We start from the raw sequence: 24,610 nt of genomic DNA on the forward strand, positions 1-24,610 counted from the left end.
TTACATAAGACCAGCTATAATGGATCGAACTCCTAATAATAGCAAAATAATTCGCAGAGCAACGACAAGCGTATCCGAATTAAGTTTTTTATTTAATCTGGCACCCAATTTCGCGCCAATATAAGCTGCAGGAATAACTGGTATCGTATAAAGCCACGGCACATTCCCCAGGGAGATATGCGTTATAGAATTGATGATGGAAGATAAAAATACCATAAACATAGACGTAGCCACTGCCACATGTGGTGGAAATAAAAATAAAAGGATCATAGCAGGAACAATGATAGACCCTCCACCAATTCCAAATAATCCAGATGCGAATCCTACACCAAATGTTAACAGGATGGCAAACCAAATTGGATATCCATAAACATATGTATCTTTATCATCTGTGAATGTCTTTTTGCTACCATTTTCGACAAACCACTTAACTGGTTTTAATCGATCTCTTACAAGCAGAAGGGTTGATAGAATAATAAGTAAAATACCAAAATATAAATTAAAGGATGGTAAATCTAACCCTTTATTTACCCATGCTCCTAAAATCGTCCCTGGAATACTTCCTATAAAAAATATGAATCCGCTTTTAAAATCAACCGTCTTCGTTTTCATGTAAGAAAGTGTAGACGATAGACCAGTGAAAATCATCATAATCACAGATAGGCCAACCACACTTTGAGGTGTGATATTAGGTATTAAAGCAAGCGTCGTTCCAAAAAATAATACAGCTGGCACTAAAATTACTCCGCCACCTAAACCTACTAATGCTCCAACTATTCCGGAGAAAAGACCAGCTAAAACTAGTATAATCCACTCCATTATATCCCTCCATCAAATAAATCTAATTGTTTTGGAGCTAAACCTTCAAATTCTATTCCAAGCATCTGTTGAAAGGTTTTCGCATTTTTTGCTGCATGCCCACCAGAATTATTATTAAATAATACCACTACTTCTTTTGTGTTAGTATGTAATTCCTCGCAAATCTTTTGAATGTCAAAAAGTTCTTCTTTATTATAATCATATAAATAACGTACTTCTCGCCATTTTTCACTATCCCCTGGATTTATCCATCCATATGTATTTCTCCCATGGAGTCTCACAAGTACTTTTTCTGAAGTGGAAATTGGAATTAAAGGGACACACCCTTCCCCTACTTGTGGCTCATCACAGATCGTATGATGAAAATGGTTATCTTTTAGAAACTGAATAGTCTGATCTTTAATAGCATGCGTATACCACGATTGATTTCGAAATTCGATTGCTACCTCAAAATCTTTTAGCTCTGCTCTCACTTTATATAAATAATCAACATTTTCTTTTTTACATTGAAACCATGGAGGGAATTGAACTAAAACCATAGAAAGCTTCCCACTTTCCTTGAAAGGTTGAATGGATTCCCGATAACGATCAAACATATCCTCTAGTGAATCAAAAGGAGATTCCCCTCTAAGATGACCTGTAATACCTTGATATGCCTTAACGATAAATTGAAAGCTATTTGGAGTTTCCTTTATCCACTTTTCAACGTTCCTATAAGAAGGTATTGCATAAAAAGATGAATCCAATTCAACTACTGGAAAATGGGCACTATAATCTTGTAATTTTTCTTTCGGAGAAGATACATATAAATCTGTGTGATCTCCCCATCCTGTCAAACCAATTTTTATCATCCATTCACCCCACTATTTATCATATCATTAACTACATGTTAGAGCTAAATTAAAAAAGACAGCAGAGGTTCATTTTACTCAACCCTGCTGCCTTTATTAAACTGTAGGTATTAACCGATAGAACCTTCCATTTCGAACTTGATTAAACGGTTCATCTCAACCGCATATTCCATTGGAAGTTCTTTTGTAAATGGTTCGATGAAGCCCATTACGATCATTTCTGTTGCTTCTTCTTCACTTAATCCACGACTCATCAAGTAAAATAATTGCTCTTCAGAAACTTTCGAAACTTTCGCTTCATGTTCAAGAGAAATATTATCATTCAGGATTTCATTGTATGGAATTGTATCTGAAGTAGATTGGTTATCCATGATCAATGTATCACATTCAATGTTAGAACGAGCACCAGTTGCTTTGCGACCAAAATGAACTTGTCCACGATACGTTACTTTCCCGCCTTGTTTCGAAATAGATTTTGAAACAATTGTAGAAGAGGTATTCGGAGCCAAGTGTAGCATTTTAGCACCAGCGTCTTGGTGTTGACCTTTACCAGCAATTGCAATAGAAAGAGTCAAACCACGTGCGCCTTCTCCTTTTAGGATAACAGCTGGGTATTTCATTGTTAACTTAGAACCGATATTTCCATCAATCCATTCCATTGTAGCGTTAGCTTCACAAACTGCACGTTTAGTAACTAAGTTGTAAACGTTGTTTGCCCAGTTTTGGATTGTTGTATAACGGCAATAAGCATCTTTTTTGATAATAATTTCAACAACCGCACTATGAAGTGAGTTTGTTGTATAAACAGGAGCTGTACATCCTTCTACGTAATGAACAGATGCACCTTCATCTACAATGATAAGCGTACGTTCGAATTGTCCCATATTTTCAGAGTTAATACGGAAGTATGCTTGTAGAGGGGTATCCACTTTAACGCCTGGTGGTACATAAATAAATGAACCACCTGACCAAACTGCAGAGTTCAGTGCAGAGAATTTGTTGTCTGTTGAAGGAATAACTGTACCCCAATATTTTTTAAAGATGTCCTCATTTTCACGTAGAGCAGAGTCCGTATCTTTAAATACAATACCTAAATCCTCTAGCTCTTCCTTCATGTTATGGTAAACAACCTCTGATTCATACTGTGCAGAAACACCTGCAAGGTACTTTTGTTCTGCTTCTGGAATACCAAGTTTATCAAATGTTGCTTTGATTTCCTCTGGTACTTCATCCCATGATTTTTGAGTTGCTTCGGATGGTTTTACATAGTAAGTAATTTCATCGAAGTTTAAAGATCCTAAATCTCCACCCCATTGAGGCATTGGTTTAGAATAAAAGATTTCTAACGCTTTCAAACGATAATCTAACATCCATTGTGGTTCATTTTTCATACGAGATATTTCTTCTACAATATCCTTCGTTAAACCACGTTTTGAACGGAAAATGGATACGTCTTTATCGTGGAAACCATATTTGTAATCACCAATTTCAGGCATTTGTTTTGCCATCGTATTTCCTCCGTTCTCCAATTATTATTTTTCTTCAGAAACGCCTTTTTCCATAGCCTTCCATGCAAGTGTTGCACATTTAATACGCGCAGGAAACTTAGATACACCATGTAATGCTTCAATATCATCCAAGTCAATGGAATCATCATAGTCTTTTCCTAGCATCATCTCTGAAAAAGTAGTAGAAAGTTTTAAGGCTTCTTCGACTTTTTTCCCTTTTACTGCTTGTGTCATCATGGAAGCAGAAGCCATTGAAATAGAACAACCTTCCCCATCAAACTTTGCGTTTTGGATAATTCCATCTTCTACTTGAAGTGTCAGATGAATGCGATCTCCACAAGTTGGGTTATTCATATCAATTGTAAGAGCACCTTCCTCGATACTTCCTTTATTACGAGGATTTTTATAATGGTCCATTATTACTCGACGATATAATTGATCTAAATTAGAAGACATCGTTAAAATACTCCTTTGCAGTGCGCAATCCAGCAACTAAACGGTCAATATCTTCTTCTGTGTTATAAAGATAAAAACTTGCTCTTGCAGTAGCCGTACATTGTAACCATTTCATCAATGGTTGTGCACAATGATGACCTGCACGAACAGCAATACCGCTCATATCAAGTACGGTTGCAACATCATGTGGATGCACATCATCTAAGTTGAATGTTACAATTCCAGCTCGCTTAGACGGATCGTTTGGTCCATAAATAGTCAAGCCTTCTATTGTAAGCATTTTATCCATAGCGTAAGAGGCAAGTTCATGCTCGTGTTTTTCAATCTCATCTAGCCCGATTTCCTCAAGGAAATCAATGGCAGCTGCTAGACCAATCGCTCCAGCAATGATCGGTGTTCCACCTTCGAATTTCCAAGGTAGCTCTTTCCATGTAGAGTCGTATAGTCCTACAAAGTCAATCATTTCTCCACCAAATTCAACTGGTTCCATTTTTTCAAGTAATTCCTGCTTACCATAAAGTACCCCGATACCTGTCGGACCACACATTTTATGACCTGAAAATGCAAGAAAATCACAATCCAAATTTTGAACATCTAGCTTTAAATGTGGAGCGGCTTGAGCACCGTCTACGACCATTATAGCACCATGTTCATGTGCTATTTCAGTAATTTCTTTTATTGGATTCATCGTACCTAAAACGTTCGAAACGTATACGATAGACACAATTTTTGTTTTATCTGTGATAGTAGCACGGACATTTTCTAATGATAATGTTCCATCTGCTTCTAAATCGATGTATTTTAATGTTGCCCCTGTATCTTTCGCAAGTTGTTGCCAAGGAATAATATTGGAATGGTGTTCCATATGCGTGATGACAATTTCATCGCCCTCTTTCACATTTGCTAAGCCATAGCTTCTAGCAACTGTGTTAATAGATGTTGTTGTACCACGAGTAAATATTATTTCTTTTGTAGATTTAGCATTAATGAAATTTCGAACTTTTTCTCGTGCACCTTCGTAACTTTCTGTGGCACGATTCCCTAATGTATGCACACCACGGTGAACATTTGAGTTTTCGTATTCATAATACTTTTTAATCGCTTCAATAACTTGCACTGGCTTCTGTGAAGTGGCACCACTGTCTAGATAGACAAGTGGATGACCATTGATTTCTTGATTTAATATGGGAAAATAGCTTCGAATCTCTTTGCTGAGCATTAGCGAACTTTCCTTTCAATAACCTCCGTCAGCTGTTTCTTTACGCCTTCGATAGGTAATTCATTTACTACTGGAGCAAGGAATCCATGAATAACTAGACGCTCTGCTTCGTGTTTAGAAATACCACGGCTCATTAAATAGTACAACTGAAGTGGGTCTACTCGGCCAACAGAAGCTGCGTGACCTGCTGTTACATCATCTTCGTCAATCAATAGAATTGGGTTGGCATCTCCACGTGCTTTTTCACTTAACATGAGTACACGAGATTCTTGAACTGCATTGGATTTTGTAGCACCATATTCAATTTTCCCAATTCCATTAAAAATAGATGATGCCTCATCTTTCATAACACCGTGTTTTAAAATATGTCCATCCGAATGTTTTCCCCAATGAATAACTTTTGTTGTGAAGTTTTGTTTTTGTTTCCCACGACCTACAACAACCATTTTAACACGACCTTGCGAGTTATCCCCAACTAAATGAGTTACGCTCTCGGAAATCGTATCGCCATCATTCATCATACCTAGTGCCCATTCAAGAACAGCATCACGGCTAGTGACACCACGACGGTTTACATACGTAGTGAATCCTTCTGCAAGAACATCCACTGTACCAAAAGTTACTTTTGCATTATCCTTTGCAATAACTTCTGAAACAATGTTAGCTAAGCCATTTGTATGTTCAACAGTCGATAGATAATTTTCTACGTAAGTGACAACACTATTTTCATCTGCAACTAATAACGTATGGTTGAAAAGAGATGCTGTATTATTATCGTGTAAATAAATTACTTGAATCGGTTCTTCTACCACAACATTTTTAGGTACGTATACGAATACTCCACCATTTAAAAGTGCTGCATGTAGTGCTGTGAGTTTATGCTCATTTACTTTTACGCCATCTGTCATGAAATACTTTTGAACTAGTTCGGCATTTTCACGGATCGCTGTAAAAATATCTGTTAAAATAACACCTTTTTCTTTTAGTTCATCCGATAAAGAAACAAAAGCTGGCGTATTATTATGTTGAATATAAATATTTTTTTGCTCTTCTGTATTAACAAGTACTTTCACTTCTTCCGGTAATTCATCTAAAGAAGTAAAAACATTGCTCTCTACAGTATGTGTAGGGAATTCAATGAAATTCCAGTTATCGATTTTTGTTTTATCTGGCTTTGGCATTGGAAGTGATTCAAGCTCACCAAAAGCTGTTAGACGAATATCTGTCATCCAGCTTGGCTCTTGTTTACTTTCTGAAAAGGAGCGGATATCCTGCTCGGTTAATGCCAATTTTGTTTCAACCGTCATGCTGATTCGTCCCCTTTCTTATGCTTCTTGTCCAACTGTCTCGTCTTCAATTCCTAACTCTTCTTTAATCCAGTCATATCCTTGTGCTTCAAGTTTTTGTGCAAGCTCAGGACCACCAGATTTAACTACACGACCTTGCATCATAACGTGTACATGGTCAGGAGTAATGTAGTTAAGAAGACGTTGGTAGTGAGTGATCACTAGACTTCCGAAACCTTCTCCACGCATCTCGTTAATTCCTTTTGAAACAACTTTTAGTGCATCGATATCTAAACCAGAGTCAATCTCATCTAAGATAGCGAATTTTGGTTTTAACATCATTAATTGAAGAATCTCATTACGTTTTTTCTCCCCACCAGAGAATCCTTCATTTAAATAACGTTGAGCCATATCTAAATCCATTTCTAAAAATTCCATTTTGCTGTCCAATTCACGAATGAATTTCATTAATGAAATTTCATCGCCTTCTTCACGGCGTGAATTGATAGCAGAACGTAAGAAATCGGCATTAGTTACTCCAGTAATTTCACTTGGATATTGCATAGCTAAAAACAAACCAGCTTGAGCACGCTCGTCTACTTCCATTTCTAATACATCTTCCCCGTCCAATTCAATTGAACCTGAAGTTACTTCATATTTAGGATGGCCCATAATAGCAGATGCTAAAGTAGACTTACCAGTACCGTTTGGACCCATAACTGCGTGAATTTCGTTTGTATTAATAGTTAAATTAACACCCTTTAATATCTCTTTACCGTCTATAGCAACGTGTAAATCCTTAATTACTAAAGTTGACATGTAATAACCTCCATTAAGTAACTTCGAATGGTTTACCATTCTAATTTATTATCATTCTAATCTTAACCCAAAGTCTATTGCCATGCAAATCTTTTGAAATACTTTCTCTTTAGGTTTATAAAACTATTGTATTTCTTGTATTTTACTTTCTTATCTATGCAAATTCATACAAAGTACTATTCTTTGCTAATTTTCAATAAGCTGATCCAAATGAGAATGGATTTCACTATGAATATAGTGTTTAACCCAAAAAATCCATGGAGAATAAGTTTCTCCATGGATTTTTATTATCTTTTATTAACCTCGAAAAGATTGAGCATCAATTTTCGCGACTAGTTGGACACTTTTCTCATGATCTCGCTGTCTACGTTGTTCAACCATCAGTCGTAAATCCTGACTATTTCGTAATTCGGTATATCCGAAACCGTGAACTCCTCTAAACGCGTGGTCCATTTGTTCTGTGTAGGGCAACTCTTCTAAATTGATAATGAATCATTCCTTTCGATTTTTTAAAACTTACAATACTTACATACCCATGATAACATACCTTCAAACATTTTTTTCTTCAGAAAACTTATTTACTATTATTGCCAGTGCTCCATCACAAGGATTTATACGGTCACAAAACCCTTCTATCCGGTCAGAAATAACTTTTCATATTTACAAATAATTTCTCTACAATAAAAAAGCAGACACTTAAAGTGCCTGCTACGTTCTAAATTATTTTTTTACTGGAACTACAGATCCGCCCCACTCTTCAACGATGAAATCTTGGATTTCTTTAGAGTGTAAAACGTCTACTAGAGCTTTGATTTCTTTTTTATCTTCATCGCCAGCTTTAACTGCAATGATGTTTACATATGGTGATTCAGAGTCTTCAATAGCAATAGAATCTTCCATTGGGTTAAGTCCAGCGTCTAATGCATAGTTTGAATTGATTAGTACTGCATCGCCTTCTTCATTTTCATACAGTTGCACTAATAATGCAGCTTCATAGTTAGCGTCAAATTCAAGATTTTTTGGATTCTCTACAATATCCGTTAATTCAGCTGCTGTTTTATCAACACCTTCAGCTAATTTGATTAAACCTTGAGCCTCTAACATTGCTAAAACACGACCATGGTCTGCAACAGAATTACTCATTAAGATCGTTGCACCTTCTGGTAATTCTTCAATAGAGCCATATTTTTTAGAATATAAACCGATTGGCTCAATATGGATTCCACCGGCATTTTCAAAATCGTATCCAAATTCTTCTTTTTGTGATTCAAAGTAGGGGATATGTTGGAAATAGTTAGCATCCAAATCTCCTGATTCTAAATCTTGGTTTGGTAAAACATAGTCTTGGTAAGTTTCAATAGTAAGTTCAATACCTTGTTCTTCTAATATTGGTTTAGCTTGTTCTAAAATCTCAGCGTGAGGAACGTTTGAAGCTCCTACTACTAATTTGCTGCTTTCTTCTTCTCCACCGCAAGCAGCCAGTGTTAATGCACTAACGGATAATAATGCTCCTGCTAAAAACTTTTTCATATAAATTCTCTCCTTCTCTATTTCCCCTATTTTATATGTGATCGAGTTATCTCGTTAACACCAATTATCTCTTGTCTATCTTTGTTGTAATCGCATCGCCAATCCATTGAATAATAAATACTACAATGAGTATTAAAATGGTTGCAACAAGCGTTACATCTTCTCTACTGCGTTGAAACCCATCTAAGAATGCTAACGTACCTAAGCCGCCAGCACCAATAATTCCCGCCATTGCTGTATATCCAACTAGTGATATACAAGTAACTGTTATACCAGAGACTAATGCTGGCATCGATTCTGGTAATAAAACCTTCCATATAATAGTAGAAGTTTTAGCACCCATCGATTTAGCTGCTTCAAGTACACCTTTATCTATTTCTCTTAATCCAATTAAAACCATTCGTGCATAAAATGGAGCAGCTCCAATAACAAGAGCTGGAAACGCAGCATTTGGTCCACGAATAGTACCTAAAAGTAATTTCGTAAATGGAATAAGCAATATGATTAAAATAATAAATGGTATCGAACGAAAGATATTAGTAAATGCTCCCGTTAACCAATTTGTTAGTTTATTGGCCCATGCTTGATGCGGACTTGTTAAAAACAAAAGTAATCCTAGTGCAAGACCAAATACAAATGTTAATAAAGTAGAAACTGCAGTCATATAAAGAGTTTCCATTGTCGCTTCCCACATTTTTGGCCAATCAACATTTGGAAATAAAGTATTAATCATTGTTGATCACCTCTGTGTGTACTTTTTGTTCGTGAATAAATAGAATTGCTTTATCAATTGCCGATGCATCACCGTCAATCTGAAGAATCAATGTTCCATAAGCTCCACTTTTCGTATGTGTAATATTCCCTTGAACAATATTTAATTCCAAATCAAATTGTTTAATGAGTCTAGATAGAATTGGCTGTTCCGTTTGGTCTCCAACAAAAACCAGCTTGATGAGTTTGCCATTTGGATATAGTTCTTGTAAATTTTGAATCGTCTGCTGAGATTGATTATTTTCAGAAACTTGCGTAACAAATCTCTTTGTTATGGGCTGTTGGGGATTTTGGAAAACTTCCAGCACGTCCCCTTCCTCTACCACATGTCCGTTCTCCATTACTGCTACTCGATTACAAATCTTTTGAATAACCTGCATTTCATGTGTAATTAGTACAATGGTCAAACCTAATCTTTCGTTAATACTAATCAGTAAATCTAATATGGAATCCGTTGTTTCTGGGTCAAGTGCAGATGTAGCTTCATCACAAAGCAACACTTCTGGGCGATTTGCTAATGCTCGAGCAATTCCTACCCGTTGCTTTTGGCCACCGGATAATTGAGAAGGATAATAATCTCCTCGGCCTTCTAAACCTACTAACTCAATCAATTCTTTTACACGAGTAGCTCTTTGTTCTTTAGGTACTCCTGCGATTTCCAAAGGAAAAGCTATGTTTTCTGCAACAGTTCTTGACCACAAAAGATTGAAATGCTGAAAAATCATGCTTACTTTTTGTCTAACTTGTCGAAGCTTACCTTCTGAAATTGATGTAATTTCTTTATTATTTACAACAATTTGCCCTGAAGTCGGCTTTTCTAATCCATTCAACAATCTGATTAAAGTACTTTTTCCTGCACCACTATATCCAATAATTCCAAAAATCTCACCTTGCTTAATTGTAAGATTTACATTATCAACAGCTACAATGGTACCTTGCTTCGTACTAAATTTTTTCGAAATATCTTTTAAGCTAATCACGTAAATCTTCCCTCCTGTATAGATAGTACTATTACTATCAAAAAACCCCTTCTGCAAAAGAGCAGAAGGGGTGTATGTTATCATTCAAAATAACAGTCATCCATTCTCTCATTTTCCAAAGCATTTACGCTTTGAGTGATTTGGCACCATTTCATTTACATGACGGTTGCTGGGTTTCATCGGGCACTTCCCTCCACCTCTCTTAATAAGAGCGACACTATTCAATTGTTATCAATAAATCGAATTCTATCATGATAATTCGGTGTCGTCAACACTTTTTATAACATCTAAAAGATAAGGAATTGATTGGAAAGCATAAACCTTTTTATAAACAATTCCTTCTTTTGCAATTAAAAGACATGGCACACTTTCAATTTCATAATCCATCGCTAAACCTTTCATATAATTTATATTTGCCTGTCCAACTGGTAACTGGACAATTTCTTTAAGTACCTTCATCATTTTAGAGGCTACTTGGCATGTCCCACACATTGGGGTGTAAATATATAAAAGAGAAAGATTAGGAGCATTTTTAGCTTGCTCCCATTCCTCTCGAGACCATTCATTCACAAACATCATCCTATAATAAAAATTCTTTTTTCACCTTAATCTTAGCACGTTGTAAGATAGAAGCCAAAACATCAAGCGGGGTATTTGCAACTTCACCATATACAGGATTCGTATATAGATGAATTGCTTCTGGATATACTTTTCTAACTACTGATCGTATTTGTTCTCCTGATTTATCGGAGTCTAAAAAAGCATATATGGGCAATTCTTCTAAAGGACTTAAGATTTCTTCTAATTTAACATTAGAAATAGTGCCATTCGTACAAACAATTTCAGTTGCTTCAGCAAGAATGGTTAAAAGTTTCAGTTTATCTGATCTACCTTCTACAAGAATTACTTTTTCACTAAATACCTTAGCCATTAGCTTCTCTCCCAGCACATTATATATACTAGTATATGAAAAAGCGCCAGTAAATAACCGGCGCCTTTTTAAATCCATTATTCTTGAATTAACTCTTCGTATTGTTCTGCAGATAATAGTGCATCCACTTCTGCTACATCAGAAGGCTCAACTACGATCATCCATGCATTTTCATACGGAGATTCGTTTACATATTCAGGGCTGTCTTCTAAATCAGCGTTTACTTCTACTACTTTACCGCTGATTGGAGCATACAGTTCAGAAACAGTTTTAACTGATTCTACACTTCCGAAAGGATCTCCAGCTTTAATATCGTCTCCTACTTGTGGAAGCTCGACAAACACGATATCCCCAAGTTCTGATTGTGCAAAATGTGTAATTCCAATACGTACTTTTCCGTCTTCTGTTTTTACCCATTCATGCTCTTCTGAGTATTTTAATTCTTTAGGTGTGCTCATGTTATACCCCTCTCAAAAAAATATACATTCCTCTATAATATTCACACATTTCAATTGTAAAAACAAGCAACTTTATACGCTTTTCCAAATATGTTCAAACTCTTCTTCTTTAAAACCTAGCGTCAAATGCTCTCCATCATATACAATTGGTCGCTTAATAAGCATTCCATCTGAAACGAGCGTTTCGATTTGTTCTTTTTCTGTCATATTTGGAAGCTTGTCCTTCAATTTCATTTCTCGATATTTAGTACCACTTGTATTAAAGAGCTTCTTTATATCTGTATTTGTATTTACTAAAATCTCTTTTATCATTTCTTTTGATGGTGGGTTTTCCACTATATGATTATCCTCAAATTCCACTTGATGATCTTTCAGCCACTTACTTGCCTTTCTACAAGTGCTACATTTGGGATAACCAAAAAATTGAATCGTCATTAAAATCACCTTTTTCTTCTTATCATATACAATACTATTGCACAAAAGCAATATTCTTGTGTAACGAAAAGAATCGAGTTTTACAACTAAAGTTTGAGTTTTTCCAACTAAACTAATGTTTTTTCTAACTAAAGCTTCAGTATTTTCAACTAAACAGAAAAAATCTGTTCATCAAGTGTAATGCCAACCACTCGGACGTGCGCTTGCCGCACGCTACGCATGAGCCACCGCAGGATGAGTCGTTCGTTTCACTCACTCCCACATCCTTATGCGGAGTCTCATTCTTCGCGCTCATGCGGCGTGTAAGGCGCACATCCTGATGACACCTGCGGATATAGTTTCGTATTCATTTCTTCAAAATATGGAGAAATAAAATCACGTTTTGAAACTTTATACAGATACATGCGGTCAGTACAAATGCATAATTCAAGGATGGCATTATCTGAATTAATAAATAACAATAGTAATATTTAACAAAGCAAACAAAAAAAGCCGTTACTGAGTTCGGCTCAGACTGTAGACAAACTTAATATATATGAAAAGATCAGTTTTCCGAGCCATAACGCTCGCCTTCCCACAGAAGTCGAGCGGATGCTTCTCCAAACCCAAAAATTGAGTAGTGTACATTTGGTATCCAATTTGTCCACCAACCGAACTTGGTAAGGTTATAAGAGTACCATTCTCGTTAATAATAGATAAAGACAGTTGGAACGAGCTATTCCAACTGACCTTCAGCTTAACGTCAAAAGTATTTTAAAAAACGGTTATGAATAATGATAAATTTTCCTAAAGAAATTGCTTTTTCCGATTTAAAGTAAACATAGTAGATATCTATAGTGAATTGGTTTTAAGGCAAGGATCACCACGAAGACTCCTGTGGGACAGCTTGAGCAGAAGACCCCGCAGTTGAGGGGAAGGCAATCTGAGTTCGCCGCATCCTGCTCCTGCGCAAAGCTCGTCGCAAAAGAACTTTTGCGGCAACGATTGCATGACCAACATCGTGTTGGCCTAGGAGGCTGAAGCCAAGCCCACGGAAAGCGAAGTGGTGGTCCTTGCCGTATTTATTATACAACTCTATGCACCAAAAATTAGTTTTGTCTACAGTCTAAAAGGCAGTTGGAATGAGCTATTCCAACTGCCTTTTATTCAATCTAAGCCGGTCTTTTTGAGATTAGGCTCTTTCATTTAATTAAACAACAAATTTTTCAGCCTCAATTAACTTAACAGAAGCTTCACGTTTCTTCGCAATCACATTATACGGAGTATAGCGAGTTAGTTTACGAAGTGCAGATATCATCATTCGTAAGTTATCTCCCTCAACAGATGCAATTAGTGTTTCTTTTGCTGCTTTTTCGATTTCATCAAATGCTTCCTGGCAGAAGATTTGTGTATAAAGTAATTTTTGATTTGCTTTTTCTACTCCACCACGATCGATTGCTTTTTCCGTACGAAGTACCGCTGATTCCATTGCAAATATGTTGTTAGCAATGTTTGCAATATTAACTAATACTTCTTGCTCTGCTTCAAGTTTTGTACCAAATCGTTGAGCAGCAAGACCTGCAGCTAGTAAACCAATTTTCTTCGCATTTGCTACCAATACTTTTTCTTGTGCTAGTGGCGCGTCACTCACTTCTTCTGGCATCATCATGAGTAACTCTTCTTGTAAACTTTGTGCTTTTTGAAGTAGCGGAAGCTCACCTTTCATCGCTTTCTTCAAGAATGTACCAGGAACGATTAGTCGGTTAATTTCATTTGTACCCTCGAAAATACGGTTTATACGAGAATCACGATAAATACGCTCTACTTCGTATTCTTGCATAAAGCCATATCCACCATGTAACTGAACAGCTTCATCAACGATATAATCTAGAACTTCTGAACCTACTACTTTATTAATAGAACATTCGATGGCATATTCCGCGATAGAAGCAGCAATCGCTTTCCCATCTTTTTGTTCTGCTTCACTTAATTGCCCCATTCGTTCTTCAAAGTAACCAACAGTTCTGTATATCAGGCTTTCTGTTGCATACAACTTAGAAGCCATTGTTGCAAGTTTTTGCTTTGTTAAATTAAAGGAAGAAATAGGTGTTTTGAATTGCTGACGTTGATTGGAATAAGAAATTGCAAGCTCTAAAGCACGTTTAGATCCACCAACTGTACCTACCCCTAATTTGTAACGACCGATATTTAAAATATTGAAAGCAATTACATGCCCGCGTCCGATTTCACCTAATAAGTTTTCTACAGGCACCTCTGCATCTTGTAAAATAAGAGTACGAGTAGATGAAGATTTAATACCCATTTTCTTTTCTTCTGCTCCCACTGAAACGCCTGGGAAAGTTTTTTCTACGATAAATGCTGTGAATTTGTCTCCATCCACTTTCGCATATACAACAAATACATCTGCAAAACCAGCATTCGTAATCCATTGTTTTTCACCATTTAAAATATAGTGAGTTCCTTCTGCATTCAATTTCGCAGTAGTTTTTGCTCCTAAAGCATCAGAACCTGAACCTGGCTCAGTCAGTGCATAAGCGGAGATTTTGTCTCCAGATGCAGAGTTTGGTAGATACTTTTGCTTTTGTTCTTCATTACCAAATAAAACGATTGGTAATGTCCCAATTCCAACATGTGCTCCGTGGGTGATGGAGAAACCACCTGCAACCGAAATCTTTTCTGCAATTAATGCAGAAGAAATCTTATCTAATCCTAATCCGCCATATTCTTCTGGAATATCAGCAGCAAGTAATCCTAAATCACCTGCTTCTTTCAATAATCGTACAGAATGCTCGAATTCATGGTGTTCAAGATTTTCTACAACTGGTAACACTTGATTTTTTACATATTCTTCAGCTGTTTTTGCAATCATTTTTTGTTCATCGGTAAAGTCCTCTGGTGTAAATACTCGACTTGCCTCTAAATCTTCTACTAAAAAGCCTCCACCTTTAATCACATCTTTAACTTCTGTCATGTTATATCTCCCCTTTTGTTTGATAAGTTGATAGCTTATAAAAGTTCAAATACTCCAGCTGCTCCCATTCCCCCACCGATACACATCGTAACGACTCCGAACTGCTTTCCTTGACGCCTTAGTTCACTCATCATTTTTAAAGTCAAAATTGTACCAGTAGCCCCCAGCGGATGTCCGAGTGCAATTGCTCCACCATTCACATTCACTTTATCTATGTCGATTCCTAGATGACGAACTACTTGAAGAGATTGAGAAGCAAATGCTTCATTAATTTCCCAAATATCAATATCCTCCACAGATAAACCCGCTAGCTTTAATGCTTTTGGCACTGCTACAATTGGTCCGATTCCCATTACTTCTGGTGAAACACCGCCAACTGCGAATGAACGGAATTTCGCAAGAGGTTTTAGCCCTTGTGCTTCTGCCACTTCACGGTCCATAACTAGAACTGCACCCGCACCATCAGATGTTTGAGAAGCATTTCCTGCTGTAACAGAACCACGAACATTGAATGCTGGACGTAATTTTGCAAGTGTTTCAACCGTTGTTCCTTCTCTAACACCTTCATCCATTTCAAATAAAAACTTCTTCACTTGAGCTTTATTGTTTTCATCAATATAATGCTTAACTACTTCGACAGGAACGATATCATCATTGAATTTACCAGCTGCAATTGCAGCTGCTGCACGTTCATGTGAACGTACTGCAAAAGCATCTTGATCTTCACGACTCACACCATATTTGTTTGCTACTTGCTCAGCAGTGTGGCCCATTCCCATATAATATTGTGGAGCTGTTTCTGCTAAACGTGCATTTGGACGAATCGTATTTCCCATCATTGGAACCATACTCATCGACTCTACCCCTCCGGCAATAATTGCTTCAGAGTGACCTAGCATGATACGTTCTGCTGCATAAGCAATGGATTGTAAACCAGACGAACAGAACCGATTTACTGTAATAGCCGGTGTTGTATCTGGAAGACCTGCTAGTGCACCAATATTTCTTGCAACATTCATCCCTTGCTCTGCTTCAGGCATTGCACAGCCTAAAATTAAATCATCTATTGGACCATCATATCCGCCTGCTCTATTCAATGTTTCCTTCACAACTAAAGCTCCAAAATCATCTGGACGAACAGTTGCTAATGACCCTTTTTTCGCTTTTCCAACGGGTGTTCTTGCACCTGCTACGATAACTGCTTCACGCATGAGTTCTCCTCCTTTTACCTAACGCAGTCTAGTTGCGTAATGGTTTGCCTTTCACTAACATATGTTGCATTCTTGCTTGAGATTTTGGATCTGCAACCAAACTTAAGAAAGCTTCACGCTCTAAGTTCAATAGATATTGCTCATCCACTAAAGTACCGTATGGAACCTCTCCGCCAGCAATGACGTATGCAAGCTTTTTCGCAATTTTCATGTCATGCTCACTGATATATCCGGATAAGAACATACCTTCAGCACCTAATAATAGAGCTGCATATCCAGGAGAACCTGAAACAGGTACCTGTTCGCGAATTGGCGCTTTATATCCAGCATCTGCCAGAGCTAGTGCTGCTTGCTTCGCATCGTAGATTAAATGATCAGGGTTAACACTAATGCCATCTGCAAAACTCAAGAAGTTGTTTTCACGAGCTTCTTCCCCAGAAGTCGATACTTTCGCCATTGCAATCGTTTCAAACACCTTGATAGCGACATTTAGGTAATCAATTTGAACACCATTAGGAACACCTCTTAAGTGTTTAAGGTAAAGCTCTTTGTTGCCCCCACCTCCAGGGATTAATCCTACTCCTGCTTCTACAAGACCCATATAAGTTTCAGAAGATGCTTGAATATGTGCCGCTGGTAAAGTAGCTTCCGCACCTCCGCCAAGTGTCATTCCAAATGGAGCAACTACAACTGGCTTTGTAGAGTATTTGATTTTCATCATCGCGTTTTGGAATTGACGAACAACGAAGTCCAATTCAAAAATATTATCGTCCTGTGCTTCCATAAGAATCATTCCAAGGTTTGCACCTACACTGAAGTTTTTACCTTGGTTACCTATCACAAGCCCTTTGAAGTTTTTCTCTACTTCATCAATTGCAAAAGTTATCATTTGAAGAATATCTAAGCCGATTGAATTGGATTTTGAGTGAAATTCAAGTAGAGCAATTCCGTCTCCTAAGTCTATTAAGCTAGCTCCTGAATTCGACTTGATCACACCATGTTTTTTCTTATAGCTCTTAAGATTAATCACTTTATCACTTAAAGGAACTGCTTTGTATTCTGTTCCATCGAAGTAGAAAAGATCGCCATTGTCTTCTTTATAGAAGGATTCCAAACCTTTGTCTAATAAAGATTGAACGAATGAAGGAATGTCATGACCTTCTGCTTTCATTTTCTCAACGGAATCCTTCACACCTATTGCATCCCATATTTCAAAAGGTCCTTGTTGCCAGCCGAATCCCCATTTCATCGCGTCATCAATCGATACGATATCGTCTGCAATTTCCCCATGTAACTGAGCAGAGTATATAAGTGTTGGACTTAAGATACTCCATAAAAGCTCCCCAGTACGGTCTTTTGCATATGTTAACGTTTTCACTTTTGCCGCTAAGCCCTTTTGTTGCTTCGCCATTTCCATTGAAGGAGTTTTTAGCTTTTTCATCGCTTCATATTCAAGTGTCTCTGGGTTTAACTCTTTAATTTCTTTTCCTTCTTTTAAGAAGAAACCTTGACCTGTTTTAGCCCCAAGCCATTTATTTTCAAGCATTTTTTGCATAAATGCTGGAATTTCAAATACCTTTTGTTCTTCTCCTGTTGTTTGGTCATATACATTTTTAGCAACATGTGCAAACGTATCAAGTCCAACAACGTCCAGTGTACGGAAAGTGGCGGATTTTGGACGACCAATCAGAGGACCAGTTACTGAATCCACTTCTCCGACAGAATATCCACGTGCTTGCATCTCCCGTAGTGAAACAAGTAATCCGTATGTTCCAATTCGATTTGCAATAAAGTTAGGAGTGTCTTTAGCTAAAACGACTCCTTTACCTAGAATGTCTTCGCCAAATTGCTTCATGAAATCCACTACTTCTGTATCCGTAGTTTTTGCTGGAATTACTTCTAATAATTTTAAATAGCGAGGCGGATTGAAAAAATGTGTTCCTAAGAAATGTTTTCCAAAATCTTCCGAACGCCCATCAACCATCGCATTTATGCTTATACCTGAAGTGTTGGAACTAACGATTGTTCCCGTTTTGCGTACTGCATCTATTTTTTCATATAAGTTCTTTTTCACTTCTAAATTTTCAACAACTACTTCAATAATCCAGTCAACATCTTTTAATTTTTCTAAATCATCTTCTAAGTTGCCAGCAGTTATTAACTGTAGGTTTTTTGTAGAAGTAAGTGGAGCTGGTTTTTGTTTTAAAAGTTTTTGTAATGCTGTTTGAGCAAAACGATTCCGAACTGCAGGATGCCCCAAAGACCATCCTTTTGCTTCTTCCTCTTTATTTACTTCGTTCGAAACGATATCTAATAATAATGTAGGAATGCCAATATTGGCTAGGTGAGCAGCTATTCCAGATCCCATTACCCCCGAACCTAAAACAGCAGCCTTTTTGATTTGATATGTCACGTGCAAAGCCTCCCCTTCGTCTTGAATGAATGCTCATTCATTTTATAGATAAAAAAAATAGAAGCAATTTCTATATCTATTAGTTTAGAACAATATTTAAATTTTCGCAATAATAAAATGATGTGTTTAGAGCAATTTTCTTTCTAGTCATTCCGAAACAGTGTACACTATTTAAGAAAAGTGTATAACGCTAATTTTAAAGAGCCTATTGCCCTTTAAGAAGACAAAAACTCGTCGGAGGTATATATTATGAATAAAATTACAACAGCAGAACAATTCAATGAAATTATTTCTGGAGACAATGAAGTACTAGTAAAATTCGAAGCTGGTTGGTGCCCTGATTGCCGTCGTATGGAAATGTTCATAGACCCAATCGTGGAAAAGTACAATCAATATACTTGGTATGAAGTGAACCGAGACGAACTTCCTGAAATTGCTGAAAAATATGAAGTAATGGGTATTCCAAGCTTACTTATTTATCAAAATGGAGAGAAAAAAGCACACTTACATAGTGCAAATGCAAAATCTCCTGAGCAAGTAACTGAATTTTTAGATGCACAAAACTAATAAACATTTAGCCCTTTCGAGTTCTAACTCCTAAGGGCTTTTTAATGTTTAGTTGTTATTCTTAGAAAAATTAATACATTTCTATTTAACTATCCTTTTTTCTGTATTAATTTGATTAATCCCATCGTTATTCGTATAATGGAAAAAAGTAGAGGTGTCAGTATGTCACAAGAGGTAGAAATCCAACAATTAAAAGATAAAATTGCATATTACGAACAAATAATTCAAACAATGTCTACACCTATTATTCCCTCTATTGTTCCTAAAACAATCATGATACCAATTGTAGGGTATATGTTTCCGGAACGTTTCGTTAATATTGAAACACAAACCCTAATGTATATCGGAGAAAATAGAGACATTGAAAATGTTGTTTTTGACTTCACAGGAGTTAGATTAGAAGATGTGGAATCATTTGACTACAATGAGCTTGCAATTTCGATTTCTCGATTAAATAGTTCTCTACGACTTATGGGTGTTCGTGCCATTTACGTAGGCTTCAATCCTAGATTCATTCGAGAAATAGTTCACGCAAGCATTCATGTGGAAATCGAAACATATAAAAGCTTCCGCGCAGCCTTGAATCGACTCTTAAGCGAAACAAACCAAACAATAGCTTCTATTTATGAAGTGAAGTAAAACAGCAACTATAGAAATTATAGCTGCTGTTTTTGCTTATATAATATTTTTAACCATAAAAACTTGTGATATCTCCGTATTTTTGAACCCATTCTTTTGTAAGAAAGAAATCGTCTTATGATTCAAATCCAATAAATTATAAGTTGTTCTTTTAAGTGGTTGCTTGAAATCAAGCCCCTCCTGCAATACTAATTGGAGTGCTCGCTCCCCTTCCTCACTTTCTTTTTTCATAACCGTTTGAAATAATGTGACACCTTCTGGTTCAGATCCATATTGTTGTTTTTTTCTTATAAGGCAAGCTGCATATATCTCATCATTTTTTGTTGCAATGACCGCCTCTCCCCCTATTTTAGGAGTTATGGAAGGATCCACCTGCCATGGTACTCGCGTAGGAAAAATATGACCGTGTGCGGCTTGTAATGCAGGAATTCGTTTAATAGTAAATTCATTCACTAAATCTTCCTTATAAGGAAGCTCGCCTTCTGATTCCAAAAAGTGTAGTGTGTCGATTACTTCATAGCCGACATTTTCATACAACTTTATTGCAGGTTTATTTACAGACAACGCTTCTAAAGTAGCTACAGACACATTTTGTTGTTTTAGTAAATCAAGCGCTTTTTCCATCAGAACAGTCCCAAGTTTTTTCCCTCTATATGCAGGAATGATTCCTGTTCCACCATTCCATGCTATTTTTTGACCATCTATCTCTCTTATCCCCTGTAATACAAAACCTATTGGTTGATCTGCATCGTACATTACAATTGAAAGTTCTGGAGAGAGACCTTCATTTCCCATACGGATCACAAAAGCATCAAGTGACATCTTCATCGGTATAAAATAACCTTCAAATCCATTTATAAAAAGTTCATGTGCTTGCTTAAAAGATAAATTTTCCATTGTTTTAAACGTAATCATCCTAAGCTCCCCTTTGTAGAAATGCTATATACATCTCTTTTGACGTACTCACAATTTGCAAATAAGAAAAGGAAGGTAAGACTGATGCATGTAAAAGCATGCCATCAATCATACTCCAAAATAGTTTAGCCGCGTGTAATGCATTGAGTTCTCTTGAAACCTCTCCGCTATTTTGACCTTCTATTAAAATAGTACGGATAAGGTCATAAAAAATTTCACTATGTCTCTCGTATTTCATTCGTTCTACTTCTCTACTTCCAGCAATCCAGTGCTCTAATTGGTTTCTTACACTATTTAATTTTGGTTCTTTCAACCACTCGTTGGATGTGTATAAATCGAAGAGCATCTCCATCTTTTCTATGGAGGAATGAACATGTGAGAACTTATCTGCTAAAACAGAAATAGTCTGTTCTACCTGCTGTTGAAGCATATGATCGTATACTTCCTCCTTACTTTTGAAGTAATGATAAATTGCACCTTTACTCATCCCAGAAGCTTTCACTAAATCATCCATCGTCGTAGAGTAAAACCCATTTTCACCAAAAACAGTTGCTGCAGCCTGAATTATTTCTTTTTTCTTCTCTTCCTTGTATTCTTCCGATACTTTTGGTGTCAAAGTGAACACTTCCCTTTTAAAACGATGTAAAGCAAATTGGGCTAATTCTAGATGAAAACCACTCATCTAGTATTTTTGCCTCTACATTATATAAAGTAACTTCCCCATAATTTTGAAGCGCTTCAATCGAAACACACCCCATCCACCAAGAGCTTAAATCATGAATACCAATCGAAATGTTTGCTTTTTCATTCGAATTTTCTAGCTTGATGGCATTCCAAAAGTCTCCATTATAAACGACTTCATATAACCCATTCTGTTCTTTTACAAAAGAGTCTTCCAACTTTATTAATATTCTAGTAAACTCTTCCGGTCTTTTAAGATTATGAAAATTTGTCGTATGAACAAATGAAATAATATTACAAACCCGATACATCAATCCTGATCCAGTTGTTGCAACTTCATGGTTTGCACTAGGTATTAAATGATTGGAACCGTTTAAAGGATTGGTAAGTGCATACAAAAAGGACTGATCATTCGTACGAAAAACTATACGGTCCACTTGATCTTGTTGAGATTGCAACCAAGCAGCTAATTGCTTATATGCACTTGGATTGGACCAAATCCATTCATGTACGATTAACTGTTGATGTAAGAAGTGACTATCCTTTACTGGTTCTAACGAGAATGCTAATGCACCAATTAGTTGTTCCTTTTCTTTAACACCTACATAATTGGTCACTGCATTTCTTATTCGTAGCCGCTCATTCCATGTTCTTTTGATCATCCCATGATGCTTTTGAGCGTAGTCATTATATAATGATACGATTGCTTCTTCATCGTTCGGAGATAAAAACTGTACAAGTCCTTTTTCCCCGTCACTAACAACCCCATGTGGTTCAATCTTAAATTCATACTTCATTGGACCATATCCGTAGCCCATCTTCCGATAAAAACTAGGATTAAAGGGATAAAGTGATACGAGCGATACATTTTCCTGCCTTGCATAATCATGGAAATGAGAAAGCAGCTTAAAAGCGATTTTCTCTTTCTTATGAAGCAGATGAACAGCAACCATCCCTATACCAAATATTCGTTGAAATTTACCATTTATATTGCATTCAAATTCATTTAAGCGATATAACCCAATAAGTTCTTCTACTTCATTAAAATAGCCAAAATATTGAATACCATTTTGTTCCTCATCTTCTTTTTTTATACGGTCTATAAATGCCTGTTTACTTTCTTGCGTTTGTATATGCATGCCTGGATATGCAAGTGCGACAAGATTAGCAGCACCTTCAAAATCCTTCGTTATTATACGTCGAATCAAACCTTTACCCCCTTTAAATGTAAATAAACTACTCAGTCGGTTTTATTATAAAATAGTCAAATTATTTTAACAATACTTTTCTTATATACTGTTTCTGTTGCAAATAACTAGAAGGAAGATTAAATTATATAAAAAAGCTCTTCCTATTTAAAGGAAGAGCTTAGACTGTAGACAAAATCGATTTTGGGTGTATAGAGTATAATATTAAATTCGGCAAGGACCCCCACTTCGCTTTCCGTGGGCTTGGCTTCAGCCTCCTCGTCACTGCGTTCCTGCGGGGTCTTCTGCTCAAGCTATTCCCACAGGAGTCTTCGTGGTGATCCTTACCTTATAAACAATTCCTTATAGAAAACTACTATCTTTATTTTTAATTGGATAAAGAAGATTTTATTCATAACCGTTTATAAAAATATTTTTGTCGTCAATCTGAGCTCTACTCTTTTTATAGGAAGAACTTTTCAATAATCAAATTCGCATTTTGGAGGTTCCATATGAAAATACAATTGCCTGTACAAGGGCATTCTCAATATGATTCGTCCATCCAAACAAACTTTCAGGCTTCCGCTTGTGGACCTGTCACAGCATATGTTCTATTAAACTATCTTTTTCCAAATGCATGTCCTTATCAACCGAACGAGCTTTATGAAAGATTGGGTGGCACTCGTATCGGATTGTTTACACATCGTTTTGTACGTAATTTACGTAAACTACTTGGACCCAATTGGAAGGTGGAAAAGTGCACACTTGGAACGGCTTTAGAAGAATTAAAAAAGGGACGACCTGTTGCTCTAAAATTTGATAAATACTTTTCATTCCGTTGGAAAAGAAAATTTACATTTGCTTATCACTGGGTACCTCTTATAGGATTTGAACTAATAGAGGATGAATTATTTTTAATAATTCATGATAATGGAGGTCGCCATCGAGCAAGTCAAATCCGTAAAATACGCTTTTCGGATGATGCACCTATTTTAACTTTTGTACAAGTAACTCCAAAATACTAAAGTTGGTTTTGGAGTTGTCTTGCTAAAATAGTATATCCATTATCATATAAGTAATCGAATTTTGAGTCTGAAATAGTTTGTACAAACAGCTGATCTAGTTCTGCTTCTATTGGAACGTCACGTCGAATTGTTGCCAATTCTTTAGATAGTTGAAGCATTTCCAAATCTGTTTCTATTTTAGTTCGATGCCCTGCTTTTAATAAATGAAGAGACTCGAGAATTTTATCCACAGTCCCATATGTTTGAACCAATTGTAATGCCGTTTTAGGACCAATCCCCTTCACTCCAGCATAACCATCGCTAGAATCTCCCATGAATGCTTTTACATCAGGAAAAAGAAGCGGTGAAATACCGTATTCTTCTAAAAAGCGAGCTTCACTATAAACATCATAAATCGTAAATCCCTTTTTCGTAAACGCAATCTCCGTAGAAGGATGAAGAAGCTGAAGTAAATCCTTATCTCCACTTACAATCGTAAATCGAGCTTCATCTTGCCATTTATGTGTAATAGAAGCAATCGTATCGTCTGCCTCCATCCCAACTATCCCAAAGTTCATCCATCCTAAATGTGCAGACAAATCCTGTGCCATATCAAATTGTGGTATTAATTCTTCTGCTGGCTTTGGACGGTTCGCTTTATACCCATCATATAGCTCATTACGAAAAGTTTGCATACCTTTATCCCAGCAAATAGCAAGATGGGTTGGTTGCATTAAATTTTGTGCAGCTAATACATGTCTTGCAAAGCCTTGGACTGCATTTGTAGGAATGCCTTTAGAATTTTTAAAGAAATTACCGGACATTGCCGTTGCAAAAAAAGACCGAAACAGCAAGGCCATACCATCTATTACTAATACATGTGGTTTATCTTCTGTCATGTCAAACACCCTTTATAGTAGATTACTTTAAGTATAACATGTTTGTGATTGAATCTTCGA

25 protein-coding genes and 1 riboswitch are annotated in these 24,610 nt (G+C 36.6%); of the genes, 3 read left to right on the forward strand and 22 right to left on the reverse strand.

Going from position 1 to position 24,610, the window contains the following annotated elements; all coding sequences use genetic code 11:
- The 18 genes from PGC35_RS15450 to PGC35_RS15535 all read right to left on the reverse strand — a co-directional run bounded on the left by PGC35_RS15450 (window position 1) and on the right by PGC35_RS15535 (window position 18,658).
- A complete protein-coding gene (locus PGC35_RS15450; RefSeq protein WP_056832767.1) occupies window positions 1-819 on the reverse strand; it encodes a sulfite exporter TauE/SafE family protein in 819 nt (272 codons plus the stop codon).
- Window positions 819-1,670 carry a DUF72 domain-containing protein gene (locus PGC35_RS15455; RefSeq protein ID WP_375219809.1) on the reverse strand — a complete coding sequence of 284 codons (852 nt, stop codon included), beginning with the start codon at window positions 1,668-1,670 and terminating at the stop codon, window positions 819-821. Before PGC35_RS15455 ends, PGC35_RS15450 begins: the two co-directional genes overlap by 1 nt.
- A 110-nt stretch (window positions 1,671-1,780) precedes the next feature.
- Entirely contained in the window at window positions 1,781-3,178 is a 1,398-nt protein-coding gene (sufB, locus tag PGC35_RS15460; RefSeq protein ID WP_053588495.1) for a Fe-S cluster assembly protein SufB, read from the reverse strand.
- Window positions 3,179-3,202: 24 nt separating this feature from the next.
- The gene (gene sufU, locus PGC35_RS15465; RefSeq protein ID WP_053588494.1) at window positions 3,203-3,634 is read right to left on the reverse strand and encodes a Fe-S cluster assembly sulfur transfer protein SufU; all 432 of its coding nucleotides are present in this window, start codon (window positions 3,632-3,634) and stop codon (window positions 3,203-3,205) included.
- A complete protein-coding gene (locus PGC35_RS15470; protein ID WP_375219810.1) occupies window positions 3,624-4,853 on the reverse strand; it encodes a cysteine desulfurase in 1,230 nt (409 codons plus the stop codon). Before PGC35_RS15470 ends, sufU begins: the two co-directional genes overlap by 11 nt.
- Entirely contained in the window at window positions 4,853-6,160 is a 1,308-nt protein-coding gene (gene sufD / locus PGC35_RS15475) for a Fe-S cluster assembly protein SufD (protein WP_375219811.1), read from the reverse strand. The genes PGC35_RS15470 and sufD overlap by 1 nt, the downstream gene beginning before the upstream one ends.
- A gap of 18 nt (window positions 6,161-6,178) precedes the next feature.
- Window positions 6,179-6,958, reverse strand: coding sequence for a Fe-S cluster assembly ATPase SufC (gene sufC, locus PGC35_RS15480; protein ID WP_053588491.1), 780 nt, complete (start codon window positions 6,956-6,958; stop codon window positions 6,179-6,181).
- Window positions 6,959-7,255: 297 nt separating this feature from the next.
- The gene (locus tag PGC35_RS15485) at window positions 7,256-7,429 is read right to left on the reverse strand and encodes a YuzK family famiily protein (protein ID WP_375219812.1); all 174 of its coding nucleotides are present in this window, start codon (window positions 7,427-7,429) and stop codon (window positions 7,256-7,258) included.
- A 249-nt stretch (window positions 7,430-7,678) separates the two neighbouring features.
- Window positions 7,679-8,488 carry a MetQ/NlpA family ABC transporter substrate-binding protein gene (locus tag PGC35_RS15490; protein ID WP_375219813.1) on the reverse strand — a complete coding sequence of 270 codons (810 nt, stop codon included), beginning with the start codon at window positions 8,486-8,488 and terminating at the stop codon, window positions 7,679-7,681.
- Between the two features lie 64 nt (window positions 8,489-8,552).
- Entirely contained in the window at window positions 8,553-9,221 is a 669-nt protein-coding gene (locus tag PGC35_RS15495) for a methionine ABC transporter permease (RefSeq protein WP_053588489.1), read from the reverse strand.
- Complete coding sequence (locus PGC35_RS15500) at window positions 9,214-10,239, reverse strand: methionine ABC transporter ATP-binding protein (RefSeq protein WP_375219814.1); 1,026 nt, start codon at window positions 10,237-10,239, stop codon at window positions 9,214-9,216. The genes PGC35_RS15495 and PGC35_RS15500 overlap by 8 nt, the downstream gene beginning before the upstream one ends.
- A gap of 105 nt (window positions 10,240-10,344) precedes the next feature.
- Window positions 10,345-10,451, reverse strand: a riboswitch (SAM riboswitch).
- A 37-nt stretch (window positions 10,452-10,488) separates the two neighbouring features.
- Window positions 10,489-10,815, reverse strand: coding sequence for a thioredoxin family protein (locus tag PGC35_RS15505; RefSeq protein WP_375219967.1), 327 nt, complete (start codon window positions 10,813-10,815; stop codon window positions 10,489-10,491).
- Between the two features lie 4 nt (window positions 10,816-10,819).
- On the reverse strand, window positions 10,820-11,170 hold the full coding sequence (locus PGC35_RS15510) for a toprim domain-containing protein (protein ID WP_375219815.1): 351 nt from the start codon (window positions 11,168-11,170) through the stop codon (window positions 10,820-10,822).
- Window positions 11,171-11,247: 77 nt separating this feature from the next.
- Window positions 11,248-11,628, reverse strand: coding sequence for a glycine cleavage system protein GcvH (gcvH, locus tag PGC35_RS15515; RefSeq protein ID WP_053588486.1), 381 nt, complete (start codon window positions 11,626-11,628; stop codon window positions 11,248-11,250).
- 72 nt (window positions 11,629-11,700) lie between these two features.
- The gene (locus PGC35_RS15520; RefSeq protein WP_375219816.1) at window positions 11,701-12,063 is read right to left on the reverse strand and encodes an arsenate reductase family protein; all 363 of its coding nucleotides are present in this window, start codon (window positions 12,061-12,063) and stop codon (window positions 11,701-11,703) included.
- A 1,189-nt stretch (window positions 12,064-13,252) separates the two neighbouring features.
- Window positions 13,253-15,034 carry an acyl-CoA dehydrogenase family protein gene (locus PGC35_RS15525; protein WP_056832753.1) on the reverse strand — a complete coding sequence of 594 codons (1,782 nt, stop codon included), beginning with the start codon at window positions 15,032-15,034 and terminating at the stop codon, window positions 13,253-13,255.
- A gap of 35 nt (window positions 15,035-15,069) precedes the next feature.
- The gene (locus PGC35_RS15530) at window positions 15,070-16,245 is read right to left on the reverse strand and encodes an acetyl-CoA C-acetyltransferase (protein ID WP_375219817.1); all 1,176 of its coding nucleotides are present in this window, start codon (window positions 16,243-16,245) and stop codon (window positions 15,070-15,072) included.
- Between the two features lie 28 nt (window positions 16,246-16,273).
- Window positions 16,274-18,658 carry a 3-hydroxyacyl-CoA dehydrogenase/enoyl-CoA hydratase family protein gene (locus PGC35_RS15535; protein ID WP_483880164.1) on the reverse strand — a complete coding sequence of 795 codons (2,385 nt, stop codon included), beginning with the start codon at window positions 18,656-18,658 and terminating at the stop codon, window positions 16,274-16,276.
- Between the two features lie 249 nt (window positions 18,659-18,907).
- Between PGC35_RS15535 and PGC35_RS15540 the strand changes: the two genes are divergently transcribed.
- Together PGC35_RS15540 and PGC35_RS15545 are read left to right on the forward strand one after the other, a co-directional pair.
- Window positions 18,908-19,225, forward strand: coding sequence for a thioredoxin family protein (locus PGC35_RS15540; protein WP_053588481.1), 318 nt, complete (start codon window positions 18,908-18,910; stop codon window positions 19,223-19,225).
- Window positions 19,226-19,387: 162 nt separating this feature from the next.
- A complete protein-coding gene (locus PGC35_RS15545) occupies window positions 19,388-19,864 on the forward strand; it encodes an STAS domain-containing protein (protein ID WP_053588480.1) in 477 nt (158 codons plus the stop codon).
- Window positions 19,865-19,900: 36 nt separating this feature from the next.
- Here the strand turns inward: PGC35_RS15545 and PGC35_RS15550 are convergent, their stop codons facing one another.
- Genes PGC35_RS15550 through PGC35_RS15560 form a run of 3 tightly spaced genes read right to left on the reverse strand, consistent with a single transcriptional unit; the run spans window position 19,901 to window position 22,668 of the window.
- Window positions 19,901-20,779, reverse strand: a complete 879-nt coding sequence (locus tag PGC35_RS15550) for a GNAT family N-acetyltransferase (RefSeq protein ID WP_375219818.1) — start codon at window positions 20,777-20,779, stop codon at window positions 19,901-19,903.
- A gap of 1 nt (window position 20,780) precedes the next feature.
- On the reverse strand, window positions 20,781-21,395 hold the full coding sequence (locus tag PGC35_RS15555; RefSeq protein WP_172794404.1) for a TetR/AcrR family transcriptional regulator: 615 nt from the start codon (window positions 21,393-21,395) through the stop codon (window positions 20,781-20,783).
- A 16-nt stretch (window positions 21,396-21,411) separates the two neighbouring features.
- Window positions 21,412-22,668 (reverse strand): GNAT family N-acetyltransferase, encoded by a 1,257-nt coding sequence (locus PGC35_RS15560; RefSeq protein ID WP_375219819.1) that lies wholly within the window; start codon window positions 22,666-22,668, stop codon window positions 21,412-21,414.
- Between the two features lie 491 nt (window positions 22,669-23,159).
- Here PGC35_RS15560 and PGC35_RS15565 point away from each other — a divergent pair, with 491 nt between their 5' ends.
- Window positions 23,160-23,672 carry a C39 family peptidase gene (locus tag PGC35_RS15565; protein ID WP_375219820.1) on the forward strand — a complete coding sequence of 171 codons (513 nt, stop codon included), beginning with the start codon at window positions 23,160-23,162 and terminating at the stop codon, window positions 23,670-23,672.
- Here PGC35_RS15565 and PGC35_RS15570 read toward each other — a convergent pair.
- Window positions 23,669-24,550 (reverse strand): 5'-3' exonuclease, encoded by an 882-nt coding sequence (locus PGC35_RS15570; protein ID WP_375219821.1) that lies wholly within the window; start codon window positions 24,548-24,550, stop codon window positions 23,669-23,671. The two genes, PGC35_RS15565 and PGC35_RS15570, sit on opposite strands and share 4 nt — an antisense overlap.
- Window positions 24,551-24,610: the final 60 nt, after the last annotated feature.

Source organism: Psychrobacillus sp. PGGUH221, assembly GCF_042055255.1.
Taxonomy (GTDB): domain Bacteria; phylum Bacillota; class Bacilli; order Bacillales_A; family Planococcaceae; genus Psychrobacillus.